Source organism: Asaia sp. As-1742, assembly GCF_011753235.1.
GTDB lineage: Bacteria > Pseudomonadota > Alphaproteobacteria > Acetobacterales > Acetobacteraceae > Asaia > Asaia bogorensis_B.
Genome location: NZ_VWWA01000001.1, coordinates 252,079 through 278,521, shown reverse-complemented (window position 1 = coordinate 278,521; position 26,443 = coordinate 252,079). Strand labels below are relative to the sequence as shown.

The following is a 26,443-nucleotide window of genomic DNA, read 5'->3' as shown; positions in this document are numbered from 1 at the left end:
CTTCCGACCCTGACCTCAAATTGAGGGGGCCAAAGCACGCTAGGGCCCCGAAAGGCCCGACCGCCGAGGAAGCGGTCAGGCCCCGGTAGTCGTCTTACTTGCGGGCAGCCTGCTCGCGGGCCGCGTCGTAAACCTTCTCCGGCGTGAAGCCGAACTTGGTGAGAAGGCTCTTGAGCGGTGCCGAGGCGCCGAAGCTGTTCATCGCGATGATCGAACCGCCGATGCCGGTGTAACGATCCCACCCGAAAGCGGCAGCCTGTTCAACAGCCACACGTCCCTTGACGTCTGGTGGCAGCACGCTGTCCTTATAGGCCTGATCCTGCTCCTCAAAGAGGTCGAAGGACGGGAAGGAAACGACGCGGGCCTTGATGCCTTCGGCCGTGAGCTTCTCATAGGCGTCAACAACCAGCGAGACTTCCGAACCCGAAGCCATCAGGATCACATCCGGCTTGCCTTCACAGCTTGCCAGGACATAAGCGCCCTTCGCTACACCAGCAGCCGAAGCATACTTGCTGCGATCCAGCGTCGGCAGGTTCTGACGGCTCAGAACGAGCACGGCAGGCTTGTGCGTCTGCGGGATCAGGGTGCGCCAGGCTTCAGACACTTCGTTGGCGTCGCCGGGACGAATGGTCATGATACCGGGTGTGGCGCGCAGCTGGGCCAGCTGCTCGATCGGCTGATGTGTCGGACCGTCTTCACCAACACCGATGGAGTCATGGGTGAAGATGTAGATGACCGGCAGCTCCATGAGAGCCGACAGACGGATCGGGGCCTTCATGTAATCCGAGAAGATCAGGAAGCCCGAACCATAGGTGCGCAGGCCAGCCAGCGCCATACCGTTGCAGATCGACCCCATGGCGTGTTCGCGAATGCCGAAATGGACATTGCGGCCGCCATAAGTACCACCCCACTGCGGCGGCTGGAACGAACCAGCGCCTTCGAAGGTCAGGTTCGTCTTGGTCGAGGGCGAAAGGTCAGCCGAACCACCGATCATCCAGGGGATGTTCTTGGCGACGGCGTTGATCAGCTTGCCCGAGCTGGCGCGCGAGGCAACACCCTTCGCGTCGGCTTCCCAAACCGGAATATCCTTGTCCCAGCCTTCCGGCAGACGACGCTCGAAGATGGCGCGCAGCTCGGCGGCTTCCTTCGGATATTCGTTGGTGTAACGATCGAACAGCGCATGCCATTCCGCACGAGCCTTGGCACCGCGCTTGCCGAGGCCTTCCTGGAAGTGCTCCAGAACGCCTTCCGGCACATGGAAAGCATCGGTCCAGGGCCAGTGATAGGCCTTCTTCGCACCGGCGATTTCTTCTTCGCCAAGCGGCTCGCCATGGGCGGAGGCCGTACCGGCCTTCTTGGGCGCACCGAAACCGATCACCGTGTGCATCACAATGAGGCTCGGACGATCCTTGACCGAGCGGGCTTCCTCAAGGGCCTTGCTGACAGCGGCGATGTCATTGACATCATTGACCGTCACCACGTGCCACTTATAGGCGCGGAAACGCTCAGCCACGTTTTCCGTGAAGGCGAGATCGGTCGAACCCTCGATCGAGATCTGGTTGGAGTCATACAGCCAGATCAGGTTGCCCAGACCCAGGTGCCCCGCCATCGAAGCCGCTTCGGACGAAACGCCTTCCATCATGTCGCCGTCACCACAGAACACATAGGTGTGGTAGTCGAACAGATCGAAGCCGGGGCGGTTGTAATGGGCAGCGAGATACTTCTCGGCCATTGCCATACCGACGGAGTTGCCACAGCCCTGACCCAGCGGGCCGGTGGTGGTCTCAACGCCGGAGGTGTGGCGGAATTCCGGATGACCAGGAGTCTTGGAATTCAGCTGACGAAACTGCTTGAGATCTTCGAGGGTCAGCGACGGGCTGTCGAGAACCTTGTCCTTCACCACATCGCGAATGCCGGTCAGGTAGATCGTCGAATACAGCAGCATCGACGCATGACCGACGGACAGCACGAACCGGTCGCGGCCGGGCCACAGCGGATCGGCCGGATCGTATTTCAGGTCGTTCTGCCAGAGGGTGTACATGACAGGAGCCAGCGCCATGGCCGTTCCCGGATGGCCTGAATCGGCCTTTTCCACACCATCCATCGACAGGGTGCGGATGGTGTTGATGCTCAGCTGCGCGATGTCAGAGACACTGGCGCCGGCCGCTCCACCGGTTTCCGCGCCGAACGCGGACGGGTTGCTACAAGAACGCATCAAAAATCGACCTCCGAATTAACTCTCTGCGATGGAAAACCATCAGCCGGACAGACACCAATGTTCAAGACCGGTTTTCTGTCCGAGACAACCCCATCGGGGATCCTTTTCGTATCGGCGACCATGCAGAGTCAGCGACCACCCTCACCTTGCACGGCGCACCGTGGGGAGGCGGTTTCCAAACACCCTGACCATACGCCCTGGTCAGCGCGATGTTCCGCTGGACTGCACATATTGCCTCAAATTCCCGACAGCGTTGAAACCAGACTGAAGCCTACCGGCCAGGCAATACATTGCGTTGCGCATAAAACGCCCATTGCCCACATTGTGCTAGAGCCAAACCCTTCACGACTGCTCGACTACACAAAAATTTGCTCGACCCGCATACGCATTCCGGGCCCAGGAATAACGCGTTCGAGCGCAGATCTCCCTGCAACCTCATCGGCAGCCAGAGAAAGCCATATGACACCAGGCGGGTTGAGATGATGCTTTCGGGCAAAAATTTAGCAATATTTTAACATTCGATCGGATGCCGTTCTGGTGAATCTGCTCGCCCAACCAAATCAGCAGATTATCCTTGAGGTCCTCACCCGGAAATGCTCTCAGCCAGATCCGGGCTTGAGAAAGTTCCGCTGCTCCTTCCGGATCAGCGAGCGCTCGGCTATCATTTGATCATACGGTCCACAGCGGCCGGGTCGGTTCAAACCTGAGAGTTCCAGCACCACGATGACCGAGATGATGCCGGCAGGCAGTTTTTCGCCAGAACAGATCACTGCGCTCTTCATCGATGCCGCCCGTGTGGACGACACCGACATGCTGACGCAATTTCTCGATGCAGGTATGGCGGTCGATGCACAGGATAGCCGCGGCTACACGGCTCTGATCGTAGCGGCCTATAATGGCGTCCTGCCCGCAACGGCTCTCCTTCTCGAACGCGGCGCCAATCCTGACATGCAGGATGCAAAAGGTGCGACAGCCCTGTCGGGGGTCGCCTTCAAGGGGCATCTTGCCGTAGCCGAACTGCTCGTCAGTGCAGGCGCCAGTCTCGATATACCCAGCCATCTGGGCCGCACGCCGCTCATGTTTGCCGTCATGTTCGGACGACAGGATATGGTGCGGTTTCTGCTCTCGAAAGGCGCCAATCCTGCCCATCGTGATGCAGAAGGCCTGTCTGTGCTCGATATCGCGGAATCGCATGGCCAGAGCCATCTTTTCACCTCAAGCGAAGCGGATTTCTCATGAGCCGGTTCTGGAACCCGCTGGTTGCGGATCTGCACCCCTATATCCCGGGCGAGCAGCCCCATTTTACCGATATCCTGAAGCTCAACACCAACGAGCTTCCCTACGGGCCGAGCCCGAGCGCGCTAAGCGTCATGCAGGAAGGCTGCAACGATAGCCTGCGGCTCTATCCAGACCCGACAGCCCGTGATCTGCGCCAGACCATCGCGTCGGTCTATGACACGGTGCCGGAACGCGTCTTTGTCGGTAACGGGTCTGACGAAGTGCTGGCCCATGCCTTCCGGGCACTGATCGCACCGGAAGCGCCCATGCTCTTTGCCGATGTGAGCTACGGGTTCTATCCCGTCTATTGCGGTCTGTTCGGTCAACCCTATCAGGAAATACCGCTCAACGAACGCTTCGAGATCGACATCGAGGATTATGCCATCCCGTGCGGCGGCATCGCGATTGCCAATCCCAACGCCAATACCGGGCACGCCCTGTCACTCGGGGCGATCTCGCGCCTTGCAACGCTGCAGCCTGACCGCACCATCATCATCGACGAAGCCTATGTCGATTTTGGCGCCGAGTCCGCTGTGTCCCTCACCCGGGAGCATGACAATCTGCTGGTCGTGCAAACCCTTTCGAAGTCGCGCGCCCTAGCCGGATTGCGGGTTGGTTACGCCATAGGCCACCCCGACCTGATTGAGGGATTGATCCGGGTCAAGGACAGCTTCAACTCCTATCCGCTCAGCCGCCTGGCTCAGGCCGGAGCCTCTGCGGCCATTGCCGATACGGCCTGGCTGGCCTCGACCACCGGGCGAGTCATGGCGAGCCGCGACAGGTTTGTGCAGGTGATGAGCGGGTTGGGCTTTGACATTCTGCCCTCCTGTGCCAATTTCGTTCTGGTGCACCATCCCGCACACAAGGCCGGCGATCTGCTGGCCGGGCTTCGGGAGCGCCACATCATCGTCCGGCAGCTGAGTGCCCCTCGCATACGCGACTGGCTTCGCATCACGATCGGCACGGATGATGAAATGAGTCGCCTGATAGAGGCGCTTGCTTCCATGGGTCTGACCCCGCGCTGAGTCTCAGCGCAGTCACCCTTCTGACCTTCAAATGACGGGACTGGCCCGGCGCAATAAGTCGCCGGTCTGGTTCCATGCCGAAAAACGAGTCCCGGGCTGACCGGGCAGATAAAGAGATTTCACGATGCGTTCGTACACAGGACAGCTTTCAGACAACCAGCCCATCCGACGCAATCTGGCCGAGAAGCAAAAGCAACTGCGTGACCTCAAGGAAACGCTTGCCACGATGAAGCCGCATACATCGCCTTCGCTCAAGGAAAGTGTGCAACGTCGTATCCGCGAACTCGAGGTCGAGATCCGTACCGCGCCACGCAATGACAAACCCGCGACGCAGGACAAGGCACAGCGCAACGAGCGTCAGCGCCGTGCGCCGCGCCGCGCCCATCATGCCGAGACATTTGGCGAGTAATCTCGTTCGATCAGGCGCCCCTCACCCGAGGTGAGCAGGGCGCCGACCCGGAGTCGAACAAAGGCTTGCCCCGCAGGAGAAACGTGATGTCTGAAGCCCCCCTCTCATTCACCGAGCGTCTCGACAGACTCGGCGAAGTTGCCGTTCGCATCGGGTTGAATCTCCAGCCCGGTCAGGAGCTGGTGATTTCCGCGCCGCTGGAGGCCGTCTCGCTGGTGCGCCGCATCACCGAGCACGCCTATCGCGCCGGCGCGAGCCTTGTCACAACGCAATATGCTGATGATGAGGCAACGTTGGCACGCTATCGCTTTGCCTCCGATGAGAGCCTCGACAAGAGCGCCCAGTGGATGGCGGATGGCATTGCACGGGCTTACCGGGAAGGTGCCGCGCGTCTCGCCATTACTGGCAGCAACCCGACCCTGCTCAACGGGCAGGATCCGGCGCGCGTGTCGCGCGCAAGCCGCGCCGCATCGCGTGCCAGCCGTGAGGCCATGGAGATCATCACGCGCTTTGATACCAACTGGACGATTGTTGCCTACGCAACAGCCAGCTGGGCTGCGCAGGTCTTTCCCGATCTGCCGACGCAGGAAGCGCAGGACCGACTCTGGAACGCCATATTTGCCTCGTCCCGACTGGATGCGGCTGATCCTGTCATTGCCTGGAAGCAGCATAATGCAACCCTGCATGCCAAGGCGGCGATGCTGAATGAGCGCCGCTTTCATGCCCTGCACTTCACCGGCCCCGGCACGGACCTGACTGTGGGCCTTGCAGATGGTCATGCCTGGGCGGGCGGTGCAGAACGCACGACAAACGGGATCGACTGCAACCCCAATATCCCGACTGAAGAGGTCTTTACGACTCCACACAGCCATCGGGTGAGCGGACACGTATCCAGCACCAAACCACTCTTCCATCAGGGCACACTGATCGACGAAATCCGTGTGACCTTCGCTGAAGGGCGTATCATCGAGGCCCATGCGGGCAAGGGGGAAGATGCGCTGCGGCGGATTCTGGAGACAGATGAAGGCGCCGCCCGCCTTGGGGAAGTGGCTTTGGTGCCCCACGCCTCACCCATCTCGAACACCGGCATCCTGTTCCGCAACACATTGTTCGATGAGAATGCCTCGAGCCATATCGCCCTGGGTCAGGCCTACACCAAATGTCTGTTCGACACCGAAGGGGCCTCGGCCGAAACACTGGCAGCCCGCGGTGCCAATACGAGTATGATTCATATCGACTGGATGATCGGCTCGGACAAGATTGATCTTGATGGTCTGGCTGAGGATGGCACCGCAACACCGCTTATGCGCAAGGGGGAATGGGTATGATGAGAGGGATATCAAAATTTGCAGTTCTGACCGTTGCGCTGGGTTTGTCACCTGCCATGACGATATCAGATGCCCGGGCCCAGACATCAATCGATGGAGCCCCAAGCCAGCAGCGAAACATTCCGCCTGAAATGAGACAGGATATCGAAGCTGGCCTTCGCTATCCTCTACCCGCCGATTTCATGTCTCGAGCAGCGCAGACCATTCAGGCCCTGCAGGCGGCCAATATACGCCCGCCCAACTCCACTCAAATGTCGCTGAGGGCAACCATCGGGCAGATACAGTCCATACCCGGCTTGCCTGCCATTCTGGAGGCTCACGGTTTCACACCTGAAAGCTTCGTGATGGGCATGACAGCATTCGGCATGACTGTCGCCGCCACCAACGGTCAGCCCCTGCCCGCGGGGCTGCCAGCAGCAAATCCGGCCAATATTGCGCTGTTCCATGCACACCCGGAACAGGTAACCGCTCTGATGCAAGCCATGGGAACTCCCCCGGGGCAGGCTGCGGGCCAGGTGAACTGATCTCTTGTTTTCTGGCGATCGTCACAAGGGCGACCGCCAGCTGGTTTATCGGGACGGAGCCACGACACCATGAAGGAATTTGCACTCGACCCCACGACATTGCCGTCAGCCGACATCCTCGGTCACGCGCAGGCGGGGCGTCTTCTGCGAGCCGAGCGCCAGACCCCGGAAAACGGCGTACCTGCTTTCATCACGCGGGAGGACTGGGAGCAGATGGCAGCGCGCTTTGGTGTTACCGGACAGAGCAGCGCAGACCTTCTTCCTGCGCTTGAACGGGCAGTTCAGCGCTTGCTGGCCCACGCGGCGAAGACCCTCTCAGAGCGTGAGCCAGGTGTGATCAGCGCCGTCCTCAGTGCGAGAACTGACCTGTTCGAAGAAAACACCCAGACCTATCTTTCGTTCTTGCGCGATTCCACCCATCCGGTTGCCTGCGTCGTCATAGGGTCATCTCCCTGGTGCGATACGGATACGCCGTGAGCACTGCTTGGCAGCAGGAAGATCAAATATCGCGCGCTTCCCGGATACTCACCGTCTGAGCGTCAATGGCTGGGAGTTGTTAAGGCTTCTCAGCCGGCTGGAGGGCTCATTCGCCCCTCTCGTCGCCCTCCCCCGTTGATGCCATTACAGAGGGATCAGAAGAAGCAGGCGCATCTCCTGTGGGCAGCGACCTCTTGATGGCAATCCTCGCCTGTATGTAGGCTTGATAGGCGACTGCGACGTCAATCGCGACTTCGCGTTCAGCTGACCTGGCACGTTCTATCGTTGCCCTCGCCTCCGGTAGCCAGTTCACGAATCCTTCGACAACACTATCCTCGTCATTCGAAGCAAGAACATTCCGTTCAGCGCAGACGATAACTGCCTCGGCGTTGCGTCTCTCCCGCCTGACGCCAGTCTCGCGACGAAGAACGGCCGTCAACGCCTGAGCGCGGTCCCTCATTTCATGCCACCTCTGCAACCGGGTACTTTTTCTGATCTGCACGGCGCTCACTTTTCATTGCAGGCCTGCCAACGCTTACCCACGCCAGACTCCTTGTCACCTGACAACCAGCCCCGTCATCGATCGATGACGGGGCCAGATGGTCCGCTCAACCAGAACCATGAAGGTTCAGAAGAATGCGAGACACATCAGTTACGCAATACAACCTGTACGCGCATTCAGGCGACTACCGACTACATGGCCAGACAAACCCGGGTCATAGCTCGTTAACCGTCGTTAAATAGCCCTGTGTTAGTATTGAAAAAACACTTTATAGGCTGCGGAAACCCTATATCTCGTAGCCAAATCCAGAAAATCACAGGCAATATTTCAGAGAAATTGTAAGGTTAATCCGTTAAAGACTCGTTACTTTCAGGACAAAATGTTTCAGCCCTCAACAAGTATTTTTCTTGCCGACAGCAACCTTAGGTAGTAACTAGCGATCAACAACCCTGGAGATTGACGAGATGCGCCTCCTTCTTGCGGAAAGCGACCAAGCTACGGCTCAAGCGCTCATCAAAACACTCAAGCAGGGCGGTATTACTGTTGATCATGCACATAATGGGCATGAAGCAATCGATATGCTGCGCCATTATGATTACGATCTGGCTCTCACGGAACTGACGCTCGAAGATCTTGAAGGCTACGAGGTGATCCGTCGGGTGCGCAAGACACAAATACAGACGCCCATTATTGTTCTGAGTGCCATGACCCGCCCTCAGGCGAAAATAAAGGCGTTGCATGCAGGCGCAGATGACTACATCACGAAGCCCTTCGACACAGACGAACTCCTGGCACGACTACAAGCCGTATTGCGACGTTCCCGGGGCTTCAGCACAACGGTCATGACTGTCGGCCCACTTTCGCTCGACCTGAACGCGAAAAGTGCCTCGGTCAACGGCAACCCTGTGCAATTGACCGGCAAGGAATATGCCATTCTTGAACTTCTGGTTCTGCGTCGCGGAAACGTCCTGACCAAGGATGCCTTCCTCAACCACCTGTATGGCGGCATCGATGAACCGGAAATGAAAATCATCGACGTCTTTATCTGCAAGCTGCGTCGGAAACTCCAGCAATTCGGTGCCGGGCAAATGATCGGTACCGTGTGGGGCCGCGGTTACGTGCTCCGCGAAGACACCAAACCATTACCGGTCATTCCAGCCACGGAGCAGACACAACAGCCTATTGAGGTACTCTAGTTCTCATACTGCGTCCGGAAGATGGTTCATTGGCCGGGCGGTTCCTTTCCCATAGGAGGGAGCCTGCAAGATGGCCTGCCGCACGTAGGCGCGCGCGCGCGCTACAGCGTTATTGACATCATAATCCTGAGCTAGACCTGTAGCGATAGCACTTGCCAAGGTGCAGCCCGTTCCATGGGTGTGGAGCGTGTGAATACGGGTATCCACATAATTGTGAAATTTCTCTGCACCAATCAGGATATCCGTGACGTCAGGCCCGCTTAGATGGCCTCCCTTGGCCAACACCCACCTGATGTCGTGAGAGACCCTGAGAGCCCTGGCTGCCTCAAACATCTCGCTCTCGGTCGAGAGCGTTTTGCCCGTAAGGACTTCAAGTTCGGGAAGGTTCGGCGTCAACATGAAACAACGAGAGTAGAGACGCGCCAGAGCCGACTCGCCATCAGCTGTCATCAATTTTGCGCCGCTCGTGGCGACCATCACAGGATCAATGACACAGGGTATGGTCGGGTGTTGGGCCAGTACCCGGCCCACGGCCTCCATGATGCCTGCATTGCCAAGCATCCCGAGCTTGATAACGTCAGCGCCGATATCATCGAGCACCATCGTCATCTGCTCAGCCACCATGTCGGGAGCCATATACTCGATCCGGCTCACTCCTGACGTGTTCTGTGCAGTCACGGCGGTCAGGGCTGTCATGGCAAAGCCACCAAGAGCGGTGACCGTCTTGATGTCAGCCTGAATCCCCGCGCCCCCGCCAGAATCGCTGCCTGCCACGATAAGGACCCGGCCTTTCATCAGACAGCAACCGCTCGCTGCACGGCATCACAGATCGATGCAACAATGTCCTCGACAAGAGCTGGATCCTCGGCCTCAGCCATGACACGAATGAGCGGTTCGGTCCCGCTCTTGCGCAGCACCAGACGGCCCGTGCTGCCAAGACGCGACTCAGCCGCCTTCCTTGCCTCTGCCAGCAGGTCGGTCGAGAGCGGATCGCCTCCCTGATAACGCACATTGCGCAGTAACTGGGGATACGGTTCGAATACACGAAGGATCTCGCTGGCTGGCTTCCCTTCCTCAACCAGCACTGCGAGGACCTGCAAGGCGGCAATCAGTCCGTCACCGGTGGTTGCGAAATCGGACAGGATCATATGGCCTGACTGCTCGCCACCAAGTTTAATTCCCTGCTCGCGCATCTTCTCAACCACGTAGCGATCACCCACCGCTGTACGATGTAGCGTGATCCCATGCTGGGCGAGCTTCTTCTCCAGACCGAGATTGGACATGATGGTGGCAACAGCATCATTACTGCCAAGACGCTCGTTCTTCTGAAGGAACAACACGATCAGACCAAGAATCTGATCCCCATCCACAATCTGGCCTTTCTCGTCCACAATGATCAGGCGGTCGGCGTCTCCATCAAGCGCTATCCCGAGATGAGCACCATGCTCCAGCACAGTACGCTGGAGGGTCTCCGGATGGGTTGAACCACAGTCCGCGTTGATGTTCACCCCGTTGGGCTCACACCCGATCTTGATGACCTCGGCACCGAGTTCCCACAGGGCTGCCGGGGCCACGCGATAGGCTGCCCCATTGGCACAGTCGAGCACGATACGAAGGCCATCAAGCCGGGACCCCTTGGGAAAAGCAGCTTTGGCCGACTCGATATAACGCCCTGCCGCGTCATTGAGTCGCGATGCGCGTCCTACTCCCTCTGGCGACGCCATCTGATCCGTAAGATCCTGCGCCATCATGGACTCGATTTCCGCCTCGACCTCGTCCGAGAGCTTGAAACCATCAGGACCAAACAGCTTGATCCCGTTATCGCCGAACGGGTTGTGGGAGGCAGAAATCATCACCCCCAGATCGGCGCGCAAGGAGCGTGCGAGCATAGCGATGGCCGGTGTAGGAAGAGGCCCTACGAGGATGACATCCATACCGGCTGACAGGAAACCCGATACGAGGGCACTTTCAATCATGTAACCCGAAAGCCGGGTATCCTTGCCCAAAACGACGCTGTGGCGGTGGGCTCCGCGACGAAAGTAAAGACCGGCTGCCTGACCAACGCGAAGGGCGACGTCAACTGTCATTGGGAAGCTGTTGGCCTTGCCTCGAATACCGTCAGTCCCAAACAGCTTGCGGCCTGGATTAGATTGCTTGCTCATGATCGCCCTTCCTGTCGCTTGCTTCTGCGCGTGACGTGAGGTTCTTCAAGCACACCGCGCCATACGAAAAAAGGGGGCTTGCGCCCCCTCTTCCCAACCGTTGTGAGCCTCAGCCCGCCTGAGGAGACGGATCCAGCGCTTCTGTTGACCCTCCCGTTCTGGCCTTGACCGTGGGTACCGATGAACGGCGGTTCTCAGGGGCCGAATCATCCACTTCGAGACGGGTGATCTCCTCACCGCGCAGCACACGCGCGACCTCATCGCCAGACAGCGTTTCATATTCCAGAAGCGCCTTGGCGATCCGGTGCAACGCGTCAATGTGCTCCAGCAAGAGCGCGTGGGCCTGACGATACGCCGTATCGATCAAAACCCGGATCTCGCGATCGATTTCCATCGCGGTCTGCTCGGACACGTTCTTGTTCTGCGTGACCGAGTGCCCCAGGAACACCTCCTGACCGTTATCCCCGTAGGCGACCATGCCGAGCTTCTCGCTCATGCCCCATTCAGTGACCATGCGGCGCGCGTAATTCGTTGCCATCTTGATGTCACCAGAGGCACCGGTCTCGACATTCTCGGCGCCGAAGATGATCTCTTCAGCAGCACGGCCACCCATGGCGAGCACAAGCTGGGCCTTGAGCTGGGTCCGGCTCATGTTCAGGCGATCACCCTCCGGGAGGATCTGAACCATACCGAGCGCGCGGCCACGGGGAATGATGGTCGCCTTATGAATAGGATCGGAACCGGCAGTCAGCAGCGCACAGATGGCATGGCCGCCTTCATGGTACGCTGTCTTCTTCTTCTCGTCCTCGGTCATGGCCAGTGAGCGACGTTCGGCGCCCATCAGAACCTTGTCCTTGGCATTGTCGAATTCGAGCATTGCCACGGTGCGCTTGCCCAGACGGGCAGCAAGCAGAGCGGCCTCGTTAACCAGATTGGCAAGGTCGGCACCGGAGAAGCCCGGCGTACCACGGGCAATCACCTTGGGATCAACATCCGAAGCCAGCGGTACCTTGCGCATATGGACGCGCAGGATCTTCTCACGACCCGCGACATCCGGGTTCGGCACCACGACCTGACGATCGAAACGACCGGGGCGGAGCAAGGCAGGGTCGAGCACGTCAGGACGGTTTGTCGCCGCGATGAGGATCACGCCCTCATTGCTCTCAAACCCGTCCATCTCCACCAGCATCTGATTGAGGGTCTGTTCGCGTTCGTCATTGCCGCCACCCAGACCTGCGCCGCGATGGCGTCCGACGGCATCGATTTCGTCGATGAAGATGATGCACGGCGCCGATTTCTTCCCCTGCTCGAACATGTCGCGCACACGCGAAGCACCGACACCCACGAACATCTCGACGAAGTCCGAACCGGAGATCGTGAAGAACGGGACGTTGGCTTCACCGGCGATAGCACGCGCAAGCAAGGTCTTACCTGTGCCCGGAGGGCCAACAAGCAGCGCGCCTTTCGGAATTTTGCCGCCCAGACGGGTGAATTTCTGTGGGTCTTTCAGAAACTCGACAATTTCCTCAAGCTCGGCTTTCGCTTCGTCAATGCCGGCCACATCGTCAAATGTGACGCGTCCCTGTTTCTCGGTCAGAAGGCGGGCACGCGACTTCCCGAAGCCCATGGCCCGGCCACTGCCCGACTGCATCTGGCGGAAGAAGAGGATACCGATACCCAGGAGGAAAATCATTGGCAGCCAGCTCGTGACCGCGCGCAGGATGGGGCTGCCATCCGCATCAAGCGGCTTGGCAACAACCTCCACGCCCTTGCCTGTCATCCGTGGCACGAGGCCAGGATCGACCGGCGCATAGGTCTCGAAAGACGTGCCGTCCTTCAAGGTGCCGGTGATGTTCTGGTTCTGCACGACGACAGAGCGCACCTTGCCTTCGTCGATATCGGTCACGAAATCGGAATAGGCGAGTTGCTGCGCCGCGTGCTGGCTTCCCGTGGGCTGAAACGCCAAGAAGAGCAACAACGCCAGAACGATGATGATCACCCAGAGTGCCAGATTGCGGCCAAAATTGTTCATCACGGTCTCTATTGTTTCCAAATAACAGGTGCCAGGCCATGCGACCGGCGTGCCCCCGAAGGAGAGACGTCGGCGTCGGTAGCCCCGTCTGCTGCCCTGAACCGACAACAGCGCTGATCTTTTTCATAACATAAGCATTTGGGGGGACGTTCCCACCCCCTGACGATTAAGTTTTCACGGTTTCCCGGTATTCTGGCCATCTTGACCCGTTACTCAGGCTTGCGGCAGGCTCAAACGCGACTTCGAAACCGGGCCAGTCCCGTGAAACGCCCTCACCCAGCGTCGGTACACCCACCACACTGCCGCCTCGCCATAAGGCCGGAAGGGCGGCCAGTACCCGAGAGGGCAATGGATGGTGACGATAGCGGCGTGATTCCGGTCCCAAGGCGCCGACACTCAGCCCAGGCTGCGTCGGCGCACCCCGCACCTTGAATCGCCGGTCCCACCAGAGCCCCTGACACAAGGCTGACTGCGCACGGATCGCCGCCACCTCGCGTGCCAAGATCCACCCCTCGCCATACCGCCCTGCCTCGTACAGGATACCCCCTGAGAGCGTCATCGCGCGTGGCGACGCGACCAATCCGGCCAGATCCGATGGAGAAGGAGGATAAGCCGCGCCGGATATCATCTGCCAGAGCTGCCCCAGGAGGGCCGGGTCATCAGGTAAAGCCGCCATGACAGCATACCCGGCAGGATCCAGGCGGATCGAGGCGAGCCAACGAGCATCGGCCTCCGATCGCCTGTTACGTAGTGCTCCGTAAATGCCTGCCTCAACCAGCGTATCGCACCGCGTTACGGCGTCCATATCCTGCCGTATACGAACACGCTCGAAGCATCGTTTCTGGTTACTGGGGTCTTCCACCCATTCTATATCATGCGCCTGTAGTGTGGCTCGAAGCCGCTCTGGCGCAATTGACAACAGGGGGCGAAGATAGCGCAGATGCGGCGTCTCACGACTGAGCGCCATGGAAGCAAGACCATAGGGTGTGCTGCCATGCGCCTTGCGCATGAGGAAGGTCTCCGCCTGATCGCCGGCATGATGCCCCAATGCAAGGTCGAGGATACCATGAGCGGCGCAGGCCTCGGCGAGGATCTGATAGCGGGCCGCCCTCGCGGTCTCCTGCAATCGTCGCGTGCCATCGAGCGCCTGAATGCGCAGAACACTCACGGGGATATCGAGCGCCTCAAGTCTGGACGCTGTCAACGCAGCCTCGGCTGCAGAGTCTTTCCGCAAACCATGATCGACGACAAAGGCCCTGACAGCTCGGCGCCAGCGTCTAAGCAGCCAGGCAAGACAGAGACTATCTGCCCCACCTGAAACTGCGACACCTAGTGGAAAGCGAGGGTCATCGGATGGAAAAGCCCCAAAGCCCTGCATGAGAGCCGCAAACTCCCCTGCCGCGATAGGGCCTTCACCCGGCTGGAATCGCCGGCTCGCAGTTTCATCCTCAGGCATCAGCCCGGTCAGTGGCAGTTGGCACGGCCCTTGAAGCTTGTGACGGCAGCCTTCACGCGTGGTGTGGGCGAAGGAAACTCGGAATCGAGCTTCTGCAGGGCCTGACAGGCCGAGTTCTTGTCGCCCATTGCCAGCATGGAGGCGGAGACGCCAAGCAAGGCTTCCTGCGCGCGTGCGGACTTGGGAGAGCGATTATAGGCGTCGTAATAGGCAACAGCGGAATCGCGATACTGCTTCTGCCCCGCGAGAGACTGGGCGAGCAGGAATTGCGATTCGAGCTTCCCATTGGCCGTCTTGGCCAGCTTCAACGCTTGTTCGGCATTGCTCTGCGCCGTGGCATAGTCACGGCTCTTCAGGGCAGCCTGACCGGATTTGAGCAGATCCAGCGCGGTTGCTGGTTTATCTGCGGGCGCTGCGGGTGGCGCACTGGAAGTGGCTGGCGCAGTCATGGCACCGGCACTGGATGCAGCGCCTGCCGCAGCGCCACCGGCTCCATTCTGGGCGGCAAACTGCATATCGCCAATCTGCTTTGTCAGCGTCGCATTCTGTGTCTGGACCTGGTTGGTCAGCTGATCGAGCTCTCCGCGCATCTCCCGGTTCTCGTTCTCGAGCGTCGAGACACGCTGCAGAAGCTGGGAAACGAGATCGCCATTGCCTGAACTGATGGCAGGCGCGGCACTGCCACTCACCGGCACGGATGCGGCGCTGGACTGCACCTGCTGGAGCTGTTGCGAGAGCTGCTGGATCTGGTTCTGCAGCGCGATACCCTCGCGGCTCGTCACCTGAGCCTGCGCGGGTGAGAGCCCCAGCCCCGTCACAGCGGCGGCGGTTGAGAGAATGAGGAAGCGGGAAACTCGGGCACCGCGCATGGCGCATCCTTCGGTCAGATCGTGATGGCTGGCATCATGCCGCGCATGATCCCTCACCGTATAGCTCAAAAGAACTTTTAAATCAGACGTTCCATAAAACAAAACCGGCCGGTGCCAAAGCACCGGCCGGTTTTGCCAGATCCGAATTCATCCCCTGCAGGACACAGGGGAGAATCAATCGTCAGAGTCAGCGGTATATCAAGGCACTGACAAGAAAACTCAGGTCAGGCCCTCAGACAACCCCGACAGTCTCGGACCGATTACTTGACCGAGGTGATCGCGTTACGGTTCTGAGCCCATGCCTGCTCGTCGTCACCGTCAGCGGTCGGACGGTCCTTGCCGTAGGAGATCGTCGTGATGCGCGAAGGAGCAACGCCCTTGGCAACCAGATAGTCACGGGCCGCATTTGCACGACGCTGGCCGAGCGCAATGTTGTACTCTTCCGTGCCACGGTCATCGCAGTTACCAGCGATTTCGACGCTGACCTGCGGGTAGCGGGCGAGCCATGCTGCCTGCTTGTCCAGAGTTGCCTGTGCATCGCTGGAGAGCGTGTTGCGGTTCAGGTCGAAGAAGACGCGATCGCCGACATTGGCGACCAGATCGGCTTCGCTACCGGGCGCAGCGCCGGTTTCCTGAGCCGTTGCGCCTGCACCGGTCGATGCACCCTTGTTTGATTCATCCGAGCATGCAGCCAGAACGACTGCAAGGCCAAGCGCACCGAGAAGCTTGAAATTCATTTTTGCCAACCCTGAATATAGTCCCCATCCGGGACCAGGAAGCGTGACGACAACTAATTACGAAGGTCGGAGTTCCCGTTTTGCTTGCTGGTTACCATAACCATTGGGCCTTACCGATCCCGACGACCAAGATCGGCCATACTCATTCCCGCGAAGCGCGGTCAAGCGGCATGACTACCATCGCGCGCCAAGTCGCGTGGATTTCATTAGAAATTCAGAATTAGTGTCTCCGACGCCACAAAAAGCGGCATCAGAGACACAGCCTTACGGCATTATTCAGCCCTGAAGCGGCGACCAGGCCGGATCGGAAGCGCCCGTGCTGGTGCGTACGGGACGCTCATGGAATCCGGTGATATCGATCGTACCGATTCCGCTGGAGAACCCGGCCCCACCCGCCCCGGCTGCCGACTGGCGGCAGAAGGCGATCACGCGACCATTCGGACAGAAGGTCGGGCTCTCGACCGTAAAGCCCTCGGTCAGGATGCGCTCTCCCGTTCCGTCCGGTCCCATCACACCAAGCGAGAAGCGACCATTGGCGATACGGGTGAAGGCAATCACATCGCCACGCGGCGACCAGACCGGCGACCCGTACGTGCCGTGACCGTAGGAAATACGACGCGCGCCGCCGCCTGATGCACTCATGATGTAGAGCTGCGGCGATCCACCACGGTCGGAGTTGAACACGATCTGGCTGCCGTCGGGGCTGAAGCACGGGCTCGTATCGATCGCACCGGAATTGGTGATCTGGCGTTTGGAGCCCGAGCCAAGATCGACAACGAATATGTCTGACCCGCCACCACGCGTTGCAGAGAGCACAACCTGGCTGCCATTGGGGGAGAAACGGGGCGCAAAGGAGATGCCCTCGAATTCACCCAACATACGCTGGCTGCCCGAGCCGAGATCGAACGTATAAACGCGCGGACGGTTATTGGCGTAGGACATGAACGCAATCTGATCGCGCACCGGGTTGAAACGCGGCGTGAGCGTCAGCCACTGACCTGAGGTCAGCATATGGCTGTTGGCGCCGTCCTGATCCATCACAGCAAGACGCGTGATCTGGTGATGGCGTGGGCCAGTGCGGGCGATATACGCAATGCGCGTATCGAAATAGCCTTTCTCACCGAGCATGCGCTCATAGATCACGTCAGCGATCGTGTGGGCAATACGACGCCAGTTGCCAGCTGAAGCCGTATAGGCTGTGCCCTGGATCTGCTCGCCTGTCAGAACGTTCCACAGACGCATCTCGACGCGCGTGCTGCTCGAACCCGCGGCACTCCCCGTGACGGCGGCGCGTGCACCCTGCGCCTTGAGCGCCGCAAAATCCGGCGTGCCAGAGGTACCGGGCAGGATCGTGAACAGGCCGGTACTGTCGAGATCGGCAGAGACCACACTGGTGATCTGCTCACCCAGCCCGGGACCGAAAGACGGGATAGAGATGGGGATAGGCGCTGTACGGGCCTGGTCGACCGTGATCTCCGCCTCACCCGGCGCGCCGCCAGCAGCATTCTGCGCGAAGGCGCCAATCGGCGTGGCCAGCAGACCACCAGCAGCAAGGGACGCACCGAGAACCGAGCGTCGTGAGAACAGGGAGGAGAGGCTCTGCGCCTGGTCGTCGGTCAGCAGGGGCCTGTCGAAACTGAACGTATCGCGTGACATGAATGCGGGTCTCTTGCGGTCTGGGAGGATCATGAACCTGAAAACCTCAGGGGCGGAACACGAATTTGAGTTCGTGCGTCTTGCCCAGAAGGTTTGAGGGGATGGGGAGTTTCGAGCAGGTCGGGCTGAGCACGGCATCGCGTGCACGCTCGGCCAGCGCCCGATAGGACGGGTCGGAAGCTGCCTTCGCCTGGGTATCGGGAGCAAAACGCGCCATTCTCGCCTCTCCGGTCGCATCGATCGTCACGATCAGATGCGCGCTAAATGAGGCATAATTACGCGCTTCGGTATCTTCCGAATAACAACGGCGCACCGAGCCACCAATCGCCTTCTGCTGGGCAGAACTCAGCGCGTTGGTGATGTCGCCATTCGGCGCGCCACCCCCGTTGGGCGCCCCGCCCTGCTGCGGGTTGGCGCGTGCCTTCGGCGGATGTGTCTGCTTCTGGTCAGCGCGCAGGGCATCGAGTGTCGCAAGCAGCGAGTGCGAGTCCGCCTGGGTCTTCTTCGCCGCATTGGGTTGCGTGATATGCGAGAAAGTCGGTGTTTCAGGCAGCTTGTCCACAGGCTGTGTCTGAGGCGAAGGCGGCGCGACCTGCTTCGATGCGGAAGGGGGTGACGGCTTGGGCGGCGAGGCCTTGATGGGCTCGGCCGAGTCGTCAACCATCTTCTGCGGTGTCTTCACGTCAGGCAGGGGCGGCGTCTTGCTCTCCGCCGGAGGCGGAATAGGCGGCGGCGGTGGCGCAGGTGGCGGCGGCTCCTCCACAGGCTGAGGTGTCGGCGGCGTTGGAGCTGGCGGCGCGTCTGTCGGCGTAGGAGCTGGCGCCGGCGCTGGCTTGGGCGCTGGCGTATCAGCCTTGTGCGGCGTGGCGGGAGGACCGGAATCCTCGAAAGCCATCTCGATTGGCGGCGGTTCGGGGGGCTCGGGGGGCTTGCTCATGGGCAGCCGCACGAGAAGGAAGCCGATGAACAGCGCATGCGCTGCAACCGACGCTCCCAGCGCATAGCGGAAGCGCCGGACATCGGACCGACGGGGACGCAGCAAGGCTGCTTCTCCTCTGGTTACTGGCCCGCGGCGGGCTGCTGGGCGAGCAGCGCCACGTGCGTGAAGCCACCTGAGGTAATCTTCCCCATGATGTCCATCACCTGTCCGTAATTGATATGAGCATCAGCGCGGACGAAGATGCGATGCTCCTTGTCGTTCTGTGCGGCCTGCTGAAGCTGGGCGACGAGTTGGTCGGCCGAAACCGGGTCATCTCCCAGATAGGTCCCACCATCGGCCTTGATCGAAACCGTTATGGGTTTGGTATCAGCATTGAGCGGGCTGGCATCGGTCTTGGGGAGATCCACATTCACGCCGCTCGTCATCATGGGGGCTGTCACCATGAAGATGATGAGCAGCACAAGCATGACGTCCACCAGCGGTGTGACGTTGATTTCCGACGCCGGGCGTCGCCTGCGGCCGCGTGCGGGGCCGCCCCCTGCAGACATGCCCATGGGTCTTAGCTCCGCTCTTCCGACTGTCGCGACAGGATCGCGGCAAATTCGGTACCGAACGCATCCATGCGCTCAGCGAAATGATCAAGGGCAGAGCTGGTCACGTTATAGGCCACATAGGCCGGAATTGCTGTGACGAGGCCAATTGCCGTTGCAAAAAGGGCTTCGGAGATACCGGGGGCCACAACAGCAAGGTTCGTGTTGTGCATGGCCGCGATCGAGCCGAAGGCATGCATGATGCCCCACACCGTGCCGAACAGACCGACAAACGGGGCAACGGGACCAATCGTGGCGAGAGCCACCACGCGACGGCTCAGCCGATCCATTTCACGAGCAACCGTGATATTGATCGCACGATCCACGCGATCACGCACACCACCGCGCGCCAGATCGATCCCCGTGATGCGGGCGGAGCGGCGCCATTCGCCCATGGCCGCACCAAAGACGGCAGCCATCGGGTGGAGCGGCTTTGCACCATCGGAATCATAAAGATCCTCCAGGCTGCCGCCGGACCAGAAACGATCCTCGAATTCCGTCGCTTCGCGATTGACGCGGCGAATCAGGATGATCTTCTCGATGATCACGGCCCAGACGAAGGCGCTGCACAAGATCAGCCCCACCATGACCAGCTGCACCACGACGGATGCATGCAGGAACAAGTCCAACGGTGACAAACCAGAAGCGGCGGCCCCAAGGTCAGCCGCATTTACCGCTCGATCCAAAAAAACCTCCTGAGGCTTCGTTCTGCGTCACGCCTATACAGTGCATGCCTCATACGCGCCTATCCCGAATCGTCACGCATCATCACATGCCGCCTGTCCTCAGGTCTGGCTCGACAATGCCTCCAAGGATGCACGCCATCGCGGCGGAATTCGGGCAGGCCGCCCGGAATTCTGCATGATGCATGCCAGCTCGACTGTCAGCGTGGCGGCGTGCATGTCGCCACACGACACGATCTGGCGCAACTGGCAACGTGCAGAGCCAACAGATTCAATCGTGGTTGTGATCTCTGCCCAGTCATCCAGACGTAACGGGCGCAGATACTCGACCGTGAGCTTCGTTACGACAAAGACGAGACCCGTTTCTTCCTGCAACATCGAAACGGGTGTGCCTGACATACGCAGGGCCTCGGTTCGTGCCCGCTCGGCAAAGGCCAGATAGCGGGCATGGTAAACAATTCCGCCTGCATCCGTGTCTTCGTAATAGACGCGATACCCGATCTTATGAACCTTCATCGCTCTCCCTCAACAGATCGAACTGTGCCGCACTGGCCGAGGCTGGCGCCGTGAGGCCGAGATGGGTCCAGCCACGCTCTCCAAGCATTCGGCCCCGCGAGGTGCGCAACACAAGCCCTTCCTGAATCAGGTAGGGCTCGATCACATCTTCCAGCGTGTCACGCGCCTCAGCCAGCGCCGCAGCCAGGGTCTCGACTCCGACAGGGCCACCGTGATGATGCTCTGCAATGCGCTTGAGATAGCGCCTGTCCATGGCATCCAGCCCGACCGAATCGACCTCAAGCCTCGTGAGCGCGGCATCAGCCATCACGCGCGTGATCGCCCGGTCATGCGGCGCGCCCACAGCGGCGAAATCACGCACGCGACGCAGGAGCCTGCCCGCAATACGCGGCGTCCCACGCGAGCGCCTCGCGATTTCCTCCGCCCCTTCCTCGGTCAGGTTCATGCCCAGCTTGGCGGCTCCACGGGACACGATCAGCCGCAGTTCCTCGGGCGTATAGAACACGAGCCTTAGCGGGATACCGAAACGGTCGCGCAGAGGTGTCGCAAGCAGGCCAGCCCTCGTTGTGGCCGCAACAAGAGTAAAAGGCGCCAGATCGATACGCACCGAGCGGGCGGCTGGCCCCTCGCCGATGATCAGATCGAGCTGGAAATCTTCCATCGCCGGATAGAGCACTTCCTCGATGGCGGGCTGCAGACGATGGATCTCGTCGATGAACAGCACATCATTGGGCTGCAGATTGGTCAGAATGGCTGCAAGATCACCCGCGCGCTGGATCACTGGCCCCGATGTGGCGCGAAACCCGACGCCAAGCTCGCGCGCCACAATCTGTGCCAGCGTGGTCTTGCCGAGGCCTGGTGGCCCGTGCAGCAGGACATGGTCCAGCGCCTCGCCCCGGCTGCGGGCCGCCTGGATGAACACGGACAGGTTTTCGCGACTGGCGCGCTGTCCGGTGAAGTCATCGAGCGTCTGGGGACGCAAACCGTGATCGGTATCTTCCATACGACGCTCGGGGGTCAGTGGGCCTCTATCCGTGTCACTCATGCTCTTGCCCCCATTCCCCTGCCACTGGTCTCATTTGACCGGCCCATGCCTTGCGTCATCGCGCCAGATCCTTGAGCGCCAGACGAATGACCTTGTCCAGCGTTGCTCCCTCATGCTCGACCAGAATGCGGCTGAGCACAGGCCAGGCCTCGGCGCGGCGAAAACCAAGACCGGCCAGTGCCTGCAACGCGTCGCTTTCGACAGAGCCTGCATTGCCCGTGACGCTACGCCCGACAGCAGTCGCGCCGCCTGCGGGCATCTTGCCCACCTTGCTCTTGAGTTCCGTCACGATGCGCTCGGCCAGACGGGCGCCAACGCCTGCCGCACGGGTTAGCGCCGCCTTGTCGCCAGCGCTGATGGACAGAACCAGATCACCCGGTGTCGCCACAGAGAGAATGGCCAGCGCCACCTTGGCCCCGACACCCTGAACCGTGGTCAGCAGACGGAACCATTCCTGCTCATCCGAAGTCAGGAAACCGAAGAGCTGGATCGCGTCCTCGCGCACCACGGTTTCGATGAGCAATCGTGTCTTTTCGGGGGCCGCAGGCAGATTCGCCAGAGTCCGGCTCGACGCCGAAACGAGATAGCCCACGCCATTGACGTCGAGAATACAGCGATCCGTATCCGTGCTTACCACGATACCCGTCAGTAGCCCGATCATGCCCACCTCACTTCACGCGTCATGGCACCCTGCCCCGAGCCCTGTTGTCTTGTTACTAGTCAGGCTGCGAACCCGATCAGGCCATCCGTCTGCCAGACATGACCTGCCGCGCCGTCTCCCGATGATGGGCGTGGCAGATCGCCACCGCCAGCGCATCGGATGCATCCGCCTTGTGAATGACGGCACCCGGCAGCAAGCGCTTGACCATCATGGTCACCTGCTCCTTCGTGGCCGCCCCGGTGCCGACAACGGATTTCTTGACCATCATGGCGCCATATTCCGCCACGGGGAGCCCTTCATAGGCCGGGGTCAGCAAGGCAACACCGCGCGCATAACCGAGCTTGAGTGTCGAAGCTCCGTTGCGGTTGACATATGTTTCCTCAACCGCCGCTTCGGCAGGCTGATAATCGCGTATCAGCTTCTGCAGGGCACCATGTAGCTCGCATAGGCGGAGCGGTACGGACTCAGCGCCATCCGTGGCAATCACGCCGGAGGCGACATGCTGTAACCGGTTGCCTTCGACATCAATCAGCCCCCAGCCCATGAAACGCAGGCCGGGATCGATACCGAGCAGACGGATCAAGCAGCGAGTGCCTGGGCAACGTCGTCGGGAATGTCGAAATTCGCATAGACGGCCTGGATATCGTCATTGTCTTCCAGAACGTCGATGAGCTTGAGCACCGAGCGTGCCTTTTCCTCATCCAGTGTCACGGTGTTTTCCGGACGCCAGTCGAGCTTGGCCGAGCTTGGCTCGCCAAAACGTGCTTCGAGCGCATCACGCACTGCAAAGAGGTTTTCCATGGCGCAGGTGATCTCGTGGCCATCGGCCGTGAGCTCGGCATTATCGGCACCCGCCTCAATGGCCGCATCCAGCATGTCTTCCTCGGAAGCCGCGCCAACCGGGTAGGTAACGACCCCCAGACGCTGGAACATGAAGGACACCGAGTTGCTCTCGCCCATCGACCCACCATGCTTGGAGAACGCAGCACGCACTTCACTCGCGGTACGGTTGCGGTTATCCGTCAGCCCCTCGACGATCACGGCAACACCCGCCGGGCCATAGCCCTCGTAGCGGACTTCCACGTAATCCTCACCGCCACCGGCACCACTGGCCTTCTTGATGGCGCGCTCGACATTGTCCTTGGGCATGTTGGCTTCACGTGCCGCAATCATGGCGGCGCGCAGGCGCGGGTTGGATGACGGATCAGGCAGGCCCGAGCGCGCAGCAACCGTGATTTCACGCAGGATCTTCGCAAACTGCTTGGCACGCTTGGCGTCCTGCGCACCTTTGCGATGCATGATGTTCTTGAATTGCGAATGACCGGCCATCAGAGCCTCCTAAACCGTATGACTGTTCGTTCTTCTTCAGGCCAGACGGCCATGACAATGCTTGAATTTCTTGCCCGACCCGCACGGGCAAGGCGCGTTGCGCGGGGTTTCCTGCGCATAGCTACCCTCGGCCTCCGGCACATTCATGCCCATGCCTGACGGGGCCTGAAACATTCCGCCCGGCTGCATGCCTATCTGCCGCGGCTCAAGCCCGGCAGATGACGCCCCCTCATCGGAGGACGCAAAGATCTGCTGCCCCTCGAAACCGGCATGACCATCGAAACCGGGGAACGGATCAGCCTGCTGGACCACCTCAATGCGCGACATGGTCGAGGTGGCACGAATACGCATGTCGTCCAGCATGGCGGTAAAGAGCTGGAAGGCTTCGTGCTTGTATTCGTTGAGCGGGTCGCGCTGACCATAGGCGCGCAGGCCGATGCCCTGACGCAGTTGATCAAGCGCATGGAGGTGCTCTTTCCACACACCGTCAAACGAGGTGAGCAGCACCTGCTTTTCGATATGACGCATGATCTCCGGGCCGATATTGGCCGAGCGTGCGGCCTGCGCCTGCGTGGCCGCCTCTTCCACACGCTGGATGATCAGATCGGCATCCATGCCGTCTTCCTTCGCCCAATCGCGAATCGGCAGGGTCAGGTTGAGCAGCGACAGCAGATCGGCTTCGAGCGCCTCGCTCTCCCACTGTTCGGCAAAAGCCTTCTCGGGTACGCGGGCATGGACCATCTCTTCGATGCTCTGCTCGCGGAGTTCCTGCAGGATACCCGATACATCGTCCATCGCCATGTATTCGCGGCGCTGGGCATAAACCTCCTTGCGCTGATCGTTCATGACGTCGTCGTATTTCAGGACGTTTTTGCGCATGTCGAAATTGCGCGCTTCAACCTTCTTCTGGGCACGCTCAAGCGCCTTGTTCAGCCAGGGATGAACAATGGCCTCGCCTTCCTTCATGCCCAGCTTGGTCCAGAACGCGCCCATACGCTCGCCGCCATAGATGCGCATCAGGTCGTCTTCAAGCGACAGGAAGAAGCGTGATGCCCCCGGATCACCCTGACGGCCGGAACGGCCACGCAGCTGGTTGTCGATACGACGGCTCTCATGGCGCTCGGTACCGATCACATACAGGCCGCCAAGCTCCTTGACCTTGCCATGATTGACCGCGATTTCCTCACGCAGACGAAGGATCTCGGCTTCATGCGCTGCCTCATCCTCGATCTTCTCGAGGCTCTGACGGATCAGCATGTCCAGATTGCCGCCGAGTTTGATGTCCGTACCACGTCCCGCCATGTTGGTGGCAATGGTGATAGCCCCCGGCGCCCCGGCCTGTGCGACGATCTGCGATTCCATTTCATGGAAGCGGGCGTTGAGCACGGAATGAGGGATTTTCTTGGAGCTGAGCAGGTTGGAGAGATGCTCGCTCTTTTCGATGGAGGTCGTCCCTACCAGCACCGGCTGCCCTGATTTTGCAACGTCCTGGATCAGGTTCGCTACAGCCTCGAACTTCTCGCGGGCCGTGATGTAGACCTCGTCATCCGTATCCTTGCGCGCGACGGGGAGATTGGTGGGAATCTCGACCACATCGAGCTTGTAGATCTCGGCAAATTCGTCGGCCTCGGTCATGGCCGTGCCGGTCATGCCCGAAAGCTTGGGATAGAGGCGGAAATAGTTCTGGAAGGTGATCGAGGCCAGCGTCTGGTTCTCAGGCTGGATCTCGACGTGTTCCTTGGCCTCAAGTGCCTGATGCAACCCGTCGGAATAACGACGGCCATCCATCATGCGGCCTGTAAACTCGTCGATGATGACCACCTTGCCGCTACGGACGATATATTCGACATCGCGGGCGAAAAGTGTGTGGGCACGCAGGGATTGCTGGACGTGGTGCATGACGGCGATGTTGTGCACGTCATAAAGGCCGCCCTCATGCAGGACGCCGGCCTCACGCAGCATTTCCTCGACCATGTCGGAGCCCTGTTCGGTCAGGATGACCGTACGCAGCTTCTCGTCCCGCTCGAAGGCCTCGGGATGCTTGACGAGCTGCACCACCACGTCATCCACCCCGCGATACAGCTCGGAACTGTCATCGGCCGGGCCGGAGATGATGAGCGGTGTACGCGCCTCATCGATCAGGATGGAATCCACCTCATCGACGATCGCATGATAGAAAGGACGCTGGACCATTTCTTCCAGCGTGTATTTCATGTTGTCGCGCAGATAGTCGAAGCCGAATTCGTTGTTCGTGCCGTAGGTGATGTCCGACCCATAGGCAGCGCGGCGCTCATCGTCCGACAGATTGGGAATGATCACACCCGTGGTCAGGCCAAGGAAGCTGTAGAGCTTGCTCATCTCCTCTGCATCGCGCTTGGCCAGGTAGTCGTTCACCGTCACGACGTGCACGCCCTTGCCGGCCAGCGCACTGAGATAGACAGCAAGCGTCGCCACCAGCGTCTTGCCCTCACCCGTACGCATTTCAGCGATACGGCCGGAATGAAGCACCATGCCGCCCACGAGCTGAACGTCGAAATGACGCATGCCGAGCACACGGCGCGATGCCTCGCGGCACACGGCGAAGGCCTCGGGCATGATCTTGTCGAGGCTCTCACCTCCGGCGATACGGCCCTTGAATTCCTCGGTCTTTGCGCGCAGTGCATCATCGTCAAGAGCCTGAATGGCAGGCTCAAGCGCGTTGATTTCAGGCAGGCGCTTCTGATAGCCCTTCAGTGAGCGATCATTGGCGGTGCCGAACATGGCGCGGGCAATACGAGCGAACATGACTGTCCTTCTGGCGAACTGGTCCG

The 26,443-nt window shown here is 60.1% G+C and carries 25 protein-coding genes; 7 read left to right on the top strand and 18 right to left on the bottom strand.

The window, feature by feature from the left end; translation table 11 throughout:
• Positions 1-94: 94 nt before the first annotated feature.
• Positions 95-2,215: a transketolase gene (tkt, locus tag F3J08_RS01130; protein WP_122039835.1), complete on the bottom strand. Its 2,121-nt coding sequence runs from the start codon at positions 2,213-2,215 to the stop codon at positions 95-97.
• A 726-nt stretch (positions 2,216-2,941) separates the two neighbouring features.
• Here tkt and F3J08_RS01125 point away from each other — a divergent pair.
• The 6 genes from F3J08_RS01125 (at position 2,942) to F3J08_RS01100 (ending at position 7,259) form a co-directional block, all read left to right on the top strand.
• Complete coding sequence (locus F3J08_RS01125) at positions 2,942-3,457, top strand: ankyrin repeat domain-containing protein (protein WP_122039834.1); 516 nt, start codon at positions 2,942-2,944, stop codon at positions 3,455-3,457.
• Complete coding sequence (locus tag F3J08_RS01120) at positions 3,454-4,521, top strand: histidinol-phosphate transaminase (RefSeq protein WP_166928101.1); 1,068 nt, start codon at positions 3,454-3,456, stop codon at positions 4,519-4,521. The genes F3J08_RS01125 and F3J08_RS01120 overlap by 4 nt, the downstream gene beginning before the upstream one ends.
• 124 nt (positions 4,522-4,645) lie before the next feature.
• On the top strand, positions 4,646-4,930 hold the full coding sequence (locus F3J08_RS01115) for a hypothetical protein (protein ID WP_023978569.1): 285 nt from the start codon (positions 4,646-4,648) through the stop codon (positions 4,928-4,930).
• Between the two features lie 86 nt (positions 4,931-5,016).
• The gene (locus F3J08_RS01110) at positions 5,017-6,258 is read left to right on the top strand and encodes an aminopeptidase (RefSeq protein WP_166928100.1); all 1,242 of its coding nucleotides are present in this window, start codon (positions 5,017-5,019) and stop codon (positions 6,256-6,258) included.
• A 56-nt stretch (positions 6,259-6,314) separates the two neighbouring features.
• Positions 6,315-6,782 (top strand): hypothetical protein, encoded by a 468-nt coding sequence (locus F3J08_RS01105; RefSeq protein WP_240149053.1) that lies wholly within the window; start codon positions 6,315-6,317, stop codon positions 6,780-6,782.
• A 69-nt stretch (positions 6,783-6,851) separates the two neighbouring features.
• Positions 6,852-7,259: a hypothetical protein gene (locus F3J08_RS01100; protein WP_122039829.1), complete on the top strand. Its 408-nt coding sequence runs from the start codon at positions 6,852-6,854 to the stop codon at positions 7,257-7,259.
• A gap of 106 nt (positions 7,260-7,365) precedes the next feature.
• Here the strand turns inward: F3J08_RS01100 and F3J08_RS16905 are convergent, their stop codons facing one another.
• On the bottom strand, positions 7,366-7,719 hold the full coding sequence (locus tag F3J08_RS16905) for a hypothetical protein (RefSeq protein ID WP_205206608.1): 354 nt from the start codon (positions 7,717-7,719) through the stop codon (positions 7,366-7,368).
• A 506-nt stretch (positions 7,720-8,225) separates the two neighbouring features.
• Here F3J08_RS16905 and F3J08_RS01095 point away from each other — a divergent pair.
• Positions 8,226-8,957, top strand: a complete 732-nt coding sequence (locus tag F3J08_RS01095; RefSeq protein ID WP_122039827.1) for a response regulator transcription factor — start codon at positions 8,226-8,228, stop codon at positions 8,955-8,957.
• Between the two features lie 3 nt (positions 8,958-8,960).
• On the opposite strand, the gene thiD is transcribed toward F3J08_RS01095, so the two are convergent.
• The 16 genes from thiD to secA all read right to left on the bottom strand — a co-directional run bounded on the left by thiD (position 8,961) and on the right by secA (position 26,417).
• A complete protein-coding gene (thiD, locus tag F3J08_RS01090; RefSeq protein WP_166928099.1) occupies positions 8,961-9,752 on the bottom strand; it encodes a bifunctional hydroxymethylpyrimidine kinase/phosphomethylpyrimidine kinase in 792 nt (263 codons plus the stop codon).
• Complete coding sequence (gene glmM, locus F3J08_RS01085) at positions 9,752-11,119, bottom strand: phosphoglucosamine mutase (protein ID WP_166928098.1); 1,368 nt, start codon at positions 11,117-11,119, stop codon at positions 9,752-9,754. The genes thiD and glmM overlap by 1 nt, the downstream gene beginning before the upstream one ends.
• A 109-nt stretch (positions 11,120-11,228) precedes the next feature.
• Entirely contained in the window at positions 11,229-13,151 is a 1,923-nt protein-coding gene (gene ftsH, locus F3J08_RS01080) for an ATP-dependent zinc metalloprotease FtsH (RefSeq protein ID WP_166928097.1), read from the bottom strand.
• Between the two features lie 166 nt (positions 13,152-13,317).
• A complete protein-coding gene (tilS, locus tag F3J08_RS01075) occupies positions 13,318-14,607 on the bottom strand; it encodes a tRNA lysidine(34) synthetase TilS (protein WP_166928096.1) in 1,290 nt (429 codons plus the stop codon).
• Positions 14,608-14,615: 8 nt separating this feature from the next.
• Positions 14,616-15,476 carry a tol-pal system YbgF family protein gene (locus F3J08_RS01070; RefSeq protein ID WP_166928095.1) on the bottom strand — a complete coding sequence of 287 codons (861 nt, stop codon included), beginning with the start codon at positions 15,474-15,476 and terminating at the stop codon, positions 14,616-14,618.
• Between the two features lie 260 nt (positions 15,477-15,736).
• On the bottom strand, positions 15,737-16,213 hold the full coding sequence (pal, locus tag F3J08_RS01065; RefSeq protein WP_023978578.1) for a peptidoglycan-associated lipoprotein Pal: 477 nt from the start codon (positions 16,211-16,213) through the stop codon (positions 15,737-15,739).
• A gap of 276 nt (positions 16,214-16,489) precedes the next feature.
• Positions 16,490-17,869, bottom strand: a complete 1,380-nt coding sequence (gene tolB, locus F3J08_RS01060) for a Tol-Pal system beta propeller repeat protein TolB (protein ID WP_122039821.1) — start codon at positions 17,867-17,869, stop codon at positions 16,490-16,492.
• A 46-nt stretch (positions 17,870-17,915) separates the two neighbouring features.
• Positions 17,916-18,911 carry an energy transducer TonB gene (locus F3J08_RS01055; protein WP_122039820.1) on the bottom strand — a complete coding sequence of 332 codons (996 nt, stop codon included), beginning with the start codon at positions 18,909-18,911 and terminating at the stop codon, positions 17,916-17,918.
• 17 nt (positions 18,912-18,928) lie between these two features.
• Positions 18,929-19,363 (bottom strand): protein TolR, encoded by a 435-nt coding sequence (tolR, locus tag F3J08_RS01050; protein WP_023978580.1) that lies wholly within the window; start codon positions 19,361-19,363, stop codon positions 18,929-18,931.
• A 5-nt stretch (positions 19,364-19,368) separates the two neighbouring features.
• On the bottom strand, positions 19,369-20,085 hold the full coding sequence (tolQ, locus tag F3J08_RS01045; protein ID WP_122039819.1) for a protein TolQ: 717 nt from the start codon (positions 20,083-20,085) through the stop codon (positions 19,369-19,371).
• 99 nt (positions 20,086-20,184) lie between these two features.
• Positions 20,185-20,598, bottom strand: coding sequence for a tol-pal system-associated acyl-CoA thioesterase (ybgC, locus tag F3J08_RS01040; RefSeq protein WP_023978582.1), 414 nt, complete (start codon positions 20,596-20,598; stop codon positions 20,185-20,187).
• Positions 20,585-21,643: a Holliday junction branch migration DNA helicase RuvB gene (gene ruvB, locus F3J08_RS01035; RefSeq protein WP_122039818.1), complete on the bottom strand. Its 1,059-nt coding sequence runs from the start codon at positions 21,641-21,643 to the stop codon at positions 20,585-20,587. Before ruvB ends, ybgC begins: the two co-directional genes overlap by 14 nt.
• A 55-nt stretch (positions 21,644-21,698) precedes the next feature.
• Entirely contained in the window at positions 21,699-22,304 is a 606-nt protein-coding gene (gene ruvA / locus F3J08_RS01030; RefSeq protein ID WP_023978583.1) for a Holliday junction branch migration protein RuvA, read from the bottom strand.
• A 76-nt stretch (positions 22,305-22,380) separates the two neighbouring features.
• Positions 22,381-22,887, bottom strand: coding sequence for a crossover junction endodeoxyribonuclease RuvC (gene ruvC, locus F3J08_RS01025; RefSeq protein WP_122039817.1), 507 nt, complete (start codon positions 22,885-22,887; stop codon positions 22,381-22,383).
• Positions 22,884-23,633, bottom strand: a complete 750-nt coding sequence (locus F3J08_RS01020) for a YebC/PmpR family DNA-binding transcriptional regulator (protein WP_122039816.1) — start codon at positions 23,631-23,633, stop codon at positions 22,884-22,886. Before F3J08_RS01020 ends, ruvC begins: the two co-directional genes overlap by 4 nt.
• A 36-nt stretch (positions 23,634-23,669) precedes the next feature.
• Entirely contained in the window at positions 23,670-26,417 is a 2,748-nt protein-coding gene (gene secA, locus F3J08_RS01015; protein WP_166928094.1) for a preprotein translocase subunit SecA, read from the bottom strand.
• Positions 26,418-26,443 lie beyond the last annotated feature (26 nt).

Bases quoted from the DNA above. Each gene is read 5' to 3' on its own strand.
- ruvA (WP_023978583.1), bottom strand. From the start codon at position 22,304: ATGATCGGGCTACTGACGGGTATCGTGGTAAGCACGGATACGGATCGC.
- pal (WP_023978578.1), bottom strand. From the start codon at position 16,213: ATGAATTTCAAGCTTCTCGGTGCGCTTGGCCTTGCAGTCGTTCTGGCT.
- F3J08_RS01115 (WP_023978569.1), top strand. From the start codon at position 4,646: ATGCGTTCGTACACAGGACAGCTTTCAGACAACCAGCCCATCCGACGC.
- F3J08_RS01125 (WP_122039834.1), top strand. From the start codon at position 2,942: ATGACCGAGATGATGCCGGCAGGCAGTTTTTCGCCAGAACAGATCACT.
- F3J08_RS01020 (WP_122039816.1), bottom strand. From the start codon at position 23,633: ATGGCCGGTCATTCGCAATTCAAGAACATCATGCATCGCAAAGGTGCG.
- F3J08_RS01070 (WP_166928095.1), bottom strand. From the start codon at position 15,476: ATGCGCGGTGCCCGAGTTTCCCGCTTCCTCATTCTCTCAACCGCCGCC.
- F3J08_RS01105 (WP_240149053.1), top strand. From the start codon at position 6,315: ATGACGATATCAGATGCCCGGGCCCAGACATCAATCGATGGAGCCCCA.
- thiD (WP_166928099.1), bottom strand. From the start codon at position 9,752: ATGAAAGGCCGGGTCCTTATCGTGGCAGGCAGCGATTCTGGCGGGGGC.
- tilS (WP_166928096.1), bottom strand. From the start codon at position 14,607: ATGCCTGAGGATGAAACTGCGAGCCGGCGATTCCAGCCGGGTGAAGGC.
- F3J08_RS01110 (WP_166928100.1), top strand. From the start codon at position 5,017: ATGTCTGAAGCCCCCCTCTCATTCACCGAGCGTCTCGACAGACTCGGC.
- F3J08_RS01120 (WP_166928101.1), top strand. From the start codon at position 3,454: ATGAGCCGGTTCTGGAACCCGCTGGTTGCGGATCTGCACCCCTATATC.
- ybgC (WP_023978582.1), bottom strand. From the start codon at position 20,598: ATGAAGGTTCATAAGATCGGGTATCGCGTCTATTACGAAGACACGGAT.
- tolR (WP_023978580.1), bottom strand. From the start codon at position 19,363: ATGGGCATGTCTGCAGGGGGCGGCCCCGCACGCGGCCGCAGGCGACGC.
- secA (WP_166928094.1), bottom strand. From the start codon at position 26,417: ATGTTCGCTCGTATTGCCCGCGCCATGTTCGGCACCGCCAATGATCGC.
- F3J08_RS16905 (WP_205206608.1), bottom strand. From the start codon at position 7,719: ATGAGGGACCGCGCTCAGGCGTTGACGGCCGTTCTTCGTCGCGAGACT.
- glmM (WP_166928098.1), bottom strand. From the start codon at position 11,119: ATGAGCAAGCAATCTAATCCAGGCCGCAAGCTGTTTGGGACTGACGGT.
- ftsH (WP_166928097.1), bottom strand. From the start codon at position 13,151: ATGAACAATTTTGGCCGCAATCTGGCACTCTGGGTGATCATCATCGTT.
- tkt (WP_122039835.1), bottom strand. From the start codon at position 2,215: ATGCGTTCTTGTAGCAACCCGTCCGCGTTCGGCGCGGAAACCGGTGGA.
- F3J08_RS01100 (WP_122039829.1), top strand. From the start codon at position 6,852: ATGAAGGAATTTGCACTCGACCCCACGACATTGCCGTCAGCCGACATC.
- ruvB (WP_122039818.1), bottom strand. From the start codon at position 21,643: ATGAGTGACACGGATAGAGGCCCACTGACCCCCGAGCGTCGTATGGAA.
- F3J08_RS01095 (WP_122039827.1), top strand. From the start codon at position 8,226: ATGCGCCTCCTTCTTGCGGAAAGCGACCAAGCTACGGCTCAAGCGCTC.
- tolB (WP_122039821.1), bottom strand. From the start codon at position 17,869: ATGTCACGCGATACGTTCAGTTTCGACAGGCCCCTGCTGACCGACGAC.